The organism is Curtobacterium pusillum, assembly GCF_013359865.1.
In the GTDB taxonomy this organism is placed as follows: Bacteria; Actinomycetota; Actinomycetes; order Actinomycetales; family Microbacteriaceae; genus Curtobacterium; species Curtobacterium pusillum.
In genome coordinates this window covers 1-4,339 of record NZ_JABMCE010000014.1, presented here as the reverse complement: position 1 = coordinate 4,339, position 4,339 = coordinate 1, and the positions used below count along the sequence as shown (strand labels likewise).

The following is a 4,339-nucleotide window of genomic DNA, read 5'->3' as shown; positions in this document are numbered from 1 at the left end:
GGGCCCCACCAGCCGGTACCGGCGCACCGCGCCAGCGGGGCGACGGCCGTGACTGGAGGTGGGCCCCACCAGCCGGTACCGGCGCACCGCGCCAGCGGGGCGACGGCCGTGACTGGAGGGACGGTGCCAGCCGGCACCGTCCCTCCAGTCAGGACGTCGGTCGGGTGAGCAGGTCAGCCCTTCTTGGCGGCCTGTCGACGCTCGGCCCGGTTGCTCGCCGCGGCCTGGCCGGACGCCGTCGCGGCGCTGCCGAACGCGGAGCCCTGCTCCGGTCCGGAAGCCGCGTCGGCCTCGGCCTGGGCCTTCTGCGCACGCGCCGTGGCGGCCTGCTCGAGGCGACCGCGCTCGTCGCGGACCTCGACCTCGCCGTCGATCGACGGTGCCGAGTACTCGAGCCCCGAGACCTCGTCCTCGCCGAGGCCCTTCGCCTCGATGACCGCGTTCTCACCGTCGGACTGGACCTGCACCTCGAGGTTGAACAGGTAGCCCACGGACTCTTCGCGGATCTGGCCCATCATGCTCTGGAAGAGCGCGTAGCCCTCGCGCTGGTACTCGACGAGCGGGTCGCGCTGCGCCATCGCGCGGAGGCCGATGCCGTCCTTGAGGTAGTCCATCTCGTACAGGTGGTCGCGCCAGCGGCGGTCGATCACCGAGAGGACGACGCGGCGCTCGAGCTCACGCATGGCCTCGTCGCCGAGGAGCTCCTCGCGCTTCTCGTACGCGAGCTTGGCGTCGGAGAGGATCTCGCGGCCGAGGAACTCCCGCGATGCCTTCCCCTTCGAGCCGGCCTCGGTGATGACCTCGTCGATCGAGATCGAGATCGGGAACAGCGTCCCCAGCTCGGTCCACATGGCGTCGAGGTCCCAGTCGTCCGCGTTGCCCTCCGCCGTGTGCGTGTCGATCACGTCGTCGACGACGTTCTTGAGGAACTGCTGCGCGCGTTCGTGGATGTCGTCGCCCTCGAGGATGTGACGGCGGTCGCTGTAGATCGCTTCACGCTGACGGTTGAGGACGTCGTCGTACTTGAGGACGTTCTTGCGGATCTCGGCGTTGCGGCCCTCGACCTGCGCCTGCGCGGAACGGATCGCACGGCCGACGAGCTTGTTCTCGATCGCGAGGTCGTCCGGGACGTTCGAACGGCCCATCAGGCTCTCGGCGGCGCCGGAGTTGAACAGGCGCATGAGGTCGTCGGTGAGCGAGAGGTAGAACCGGCTCTCGCCCGGGTCGCCCTGACGACCGGAACGTCCGCGGAGCTGGTTGTCGATACGGCGCGACTCGTGGCGCTCGGTGCCCAGCACGTACAGACCGCCGGCCTCTCGGACCTTGTCGCCCTCTTCCTCGACCTCGGCCTTGACGCGGGCGAACACGTCGTCCCACGCGGCCTCGTACTCCTCCGGCGTCTCCGTCGGGGACAGCCCCTTCGCGTGCATCTCCTGCACGGCGAGGAACTCCGAGTTGCCGCCGAGCATGATGTCGGTTCCACGACCGGCCATGTTCGTCGCGACCGTCACGGCACCGAGACGACCGGCCTGGGCCACGATCGCGGCTTCGCGCGCGTGGTTCTTCGCGTTGAGGACCTCGTGCTTGACGCCCTTCTTCGCGAGGAGCTTCGAGAGGTACTCCGACTTCTCGACGCTCGTCGTGCCGACCAGGACCGGCTGGCCCTTCTCGTGGCGCTCGGCGATGTCCTCGGCCACCTGCTCGAACTTCGCCTTCTCGTTCTTGTAGACGAGGTCGGTCTGGTCGATGCGCTGCATCGGCTTGTTCGTCGGGATCGGGACGACGCCGAGCTTGTACGTCGACATGAACTCGGCGGCCTCGGTCTCGGCGGTACCGGTCATGCCGGACAGCTTCTGGTAGAGGCGGAAGTAGTTCTGCAGCGTGACCGTCGCGAGGGTCTGGTTCTCGGCCTTGACCTCGACGCCCTCCTTCGCCTCGATCGCCTGGTGGATGCCCTCGTTGTAGCGACGGCCCATCAGGATGCGGCCGGTGTGCTCGTCGACGATGAGCACCTCGCCGTTCATCACGACGTAGTCCTTGTCGCGCTTGAACAGGGCGACGGCCTTGATGGAGTTGTTGAGGAACGAGATGAGCGGGGTGTTCGCCGACTCGTAGAGGTTGTCGATGCCGAGGTAGTCCTCGACCTTCTCGATGCCGGGCTCGAGCACGCCGACGGTGCGCTTCTTCTCGTCGACCTCGTAGTCCTCGCCCGGGGTCAGCCGGGTGGCGATGGATGCGAACTCGGTGAACCAGCGGTTGGCCTCGCCCGAGGACGGGCCGGAGATGATGAGCGGCGTGCGGGCCTCGTCGATGAGGATCGAGTCGACCTCGTCCACGATCGCGAAGAAGTGGCCGCGCTGGACCATGTCGGAGGCCTGCCACGCCATGTTGTCGCGCAGGTAGTCGAAGCCGAACTCGTTGTTCGTGCCGTAGGTGATGTCCGCCGCGTACTGCTCGCGACGCTCGGCCGGGGACTGGTTCGCGATGATGCAGCCGGTCGACATGCCGAGGGCGCGGAAGACGCGGCCCATGATCTCGGACTGGTACGACGCGAGGAAGTCGTTGACCGTGATGACGTGCACGCCGCGCGACGGGATGGCGTTGAGGTACGCGGCCGTCGTGGCGACGAGGGTCTTGCCCTCACCGGTCTTCATCTCGGCGATGTTGCCGAGGTGAAGTGCGGCGCCGCCCATCATCTGGACGTCGAAGTGCCGCATGCCCAGGGTCCGCTTCGCTGCTTCGCGAACGGCGGCGAACGCCTCGGGCAGGAGGTCGTCGAGCGTCTCACCGTTCGCGTAGCGCTCCCGGAGCTCCTTCGTCTCGTCCTGGAGCTCCTCGTCCGTCAGGCTCGCGAAGTCGTCCTCGAGGTCGTTGATCGCCGAGGCGTACGCCTTCAGCCGGCGGAGGGTTCGTCCTTCACCGATGCGGAGGACCTTCTCCAGCACGTTTGCCACGTGAGCTCCTTACGAGATCGTCACGCGCGACCTGCGCGATGCGAACAGCCAGTCATGCTAGCAACCCTTGTCGGACCCGGCGCTGGGAGCGGCGCGGGTGTGCGCGGCCCGCGAACGGACCGCGCACACCCCTTCCGGGTCGGTGGCGCCGAGACGACCGTCAGGCGATCGCGACCGCCGGTTCCGTCTCGGCCGCCGCTGCCGAGGACTCCCCGGCGGACGGTTCGTCGATACCGATGACGCCGTAGTCCCAGCCCTTGCGGCGGTAGACCACGCTCGGACGGTGCGTCTCCGCGTCGACGAAGAGGTAGAAGTCGTGCCCGACGAGCTCCATGAAGTACAGCGCGTCGTCGACGGTCATCGGAGCGGCCTCGAACACCTTGTGGCGGATCACCACCGGGCTGTACACCTCGTTCTCCTCGTCCTCGCTCGTCGCGTCGACGACGGGCACGGCACCCGTGGCGACGTCCTCGATGAGCTTGCCGTCCGCGGGGGTCACACCCATCCGCTCGAACGCGGTGCCCGACGCCTCGGAGACCGAGGTCGGACGGTGCCGTCCGCGGTGCACCTTGCGGCGGTCGCGGGCTCGACGGAGCCGCTCCATGATGCGGGCGAACGCCAGGTCGAACGCGGCGTACTTGTCCGACGCCGCGGACTCCGCCCGCACGAGGGGGCCGGGGCCGATCAGTGTCAGCTCGACGCGGTCCTCGCCCTGGGAACCGCCCGACTTCTCGTTGTGGCGGCTGATGCGCACCTCGAAGGCGAGGGCGCGGTCGGCGAGCACGTCGATCTTCTCGGACTTCTGTTCGACGTAGGTGCGGAATCGGTCGGTGACCCCGATGTTCCGGCCCGTGATCGTCACGTCCATGTGGCGGCTCCCATCCAGACTCAGCGCGTCGCCTCCATCCGGCGATCATGAACGCCTTGCCGCGAGGCTAGACCCGACGACCGCACGTCGTCACGGGATGACGGTGAGTCGCGCCGACACCCACCGGACGCACAGTGGCCACCGAGCGTTCACCGATGCTCCGCCGCCCCGTGGACGCCGGGGAGGAACCGTGCGGCTCGTCAGTCGTCGACGCTCGCGACCGCGACGCACCGCACGACCCTGCCACCGCCGGTGCGGACCGCCCGCACGGCCTCGGCCATCGTGACGCCCGTGGTCACGACGTCGTCCACCACCACGACGTCGCGCCCACGAACGCCTGTGGCGCGCAGCGTGCCGACCGTCGCCTCGACCCGTTCGACCGCAGTGCGCTCCTTCTGCCCGGCCCCGCGCCGCCGCCGACCGCGAGTCCCGGGGCCGCCCGCTCCCGGCTCCCGCCGGCCCGCACCGTGACCGGCCGCCCCCAGCTCCTGCGACCGCGAACCGTGCCCACGACGGG

General features: G+C 69.0%; 3 protein-coding genes. All 3 read right to left on the bottom strand.

The features are described 5' to 3' along the window. Positions 1–173: 173 nt before the first annotated feature. Complete coding sequence (secA, locus tag HP507_RS00095; RefSeq protein WP_175349872.1) at positions 174–2,954, bottom strand: preprotein translocase subunit SecA; 2,781 nt, start codon at positions 2,952–2,954, stop codon at positions 174–176. Between the two features lie 160 nt (positions 2,955–3,114). Beyond that, entirely contained in the window at positions 3,115–3,822 is a 708-nt protein-coding gene (hpf, locus tag HP507_RS00090) for a ribosome hibernation-promoting factor, HPF/YfiA family (RefSeq protein ID WP_175349871.1), read from the bottom strand. Positions 3,823–4,022: 200 nt separating this feature from the next. Then, on the bottom strand, positions 4,023–4,339 hold a 317-nt coding region (locus HP507_RS00085), incomplete at its 5' end, for a phosphoribosyltransferase family protein (RefSeq protein ID WP_277355404.1).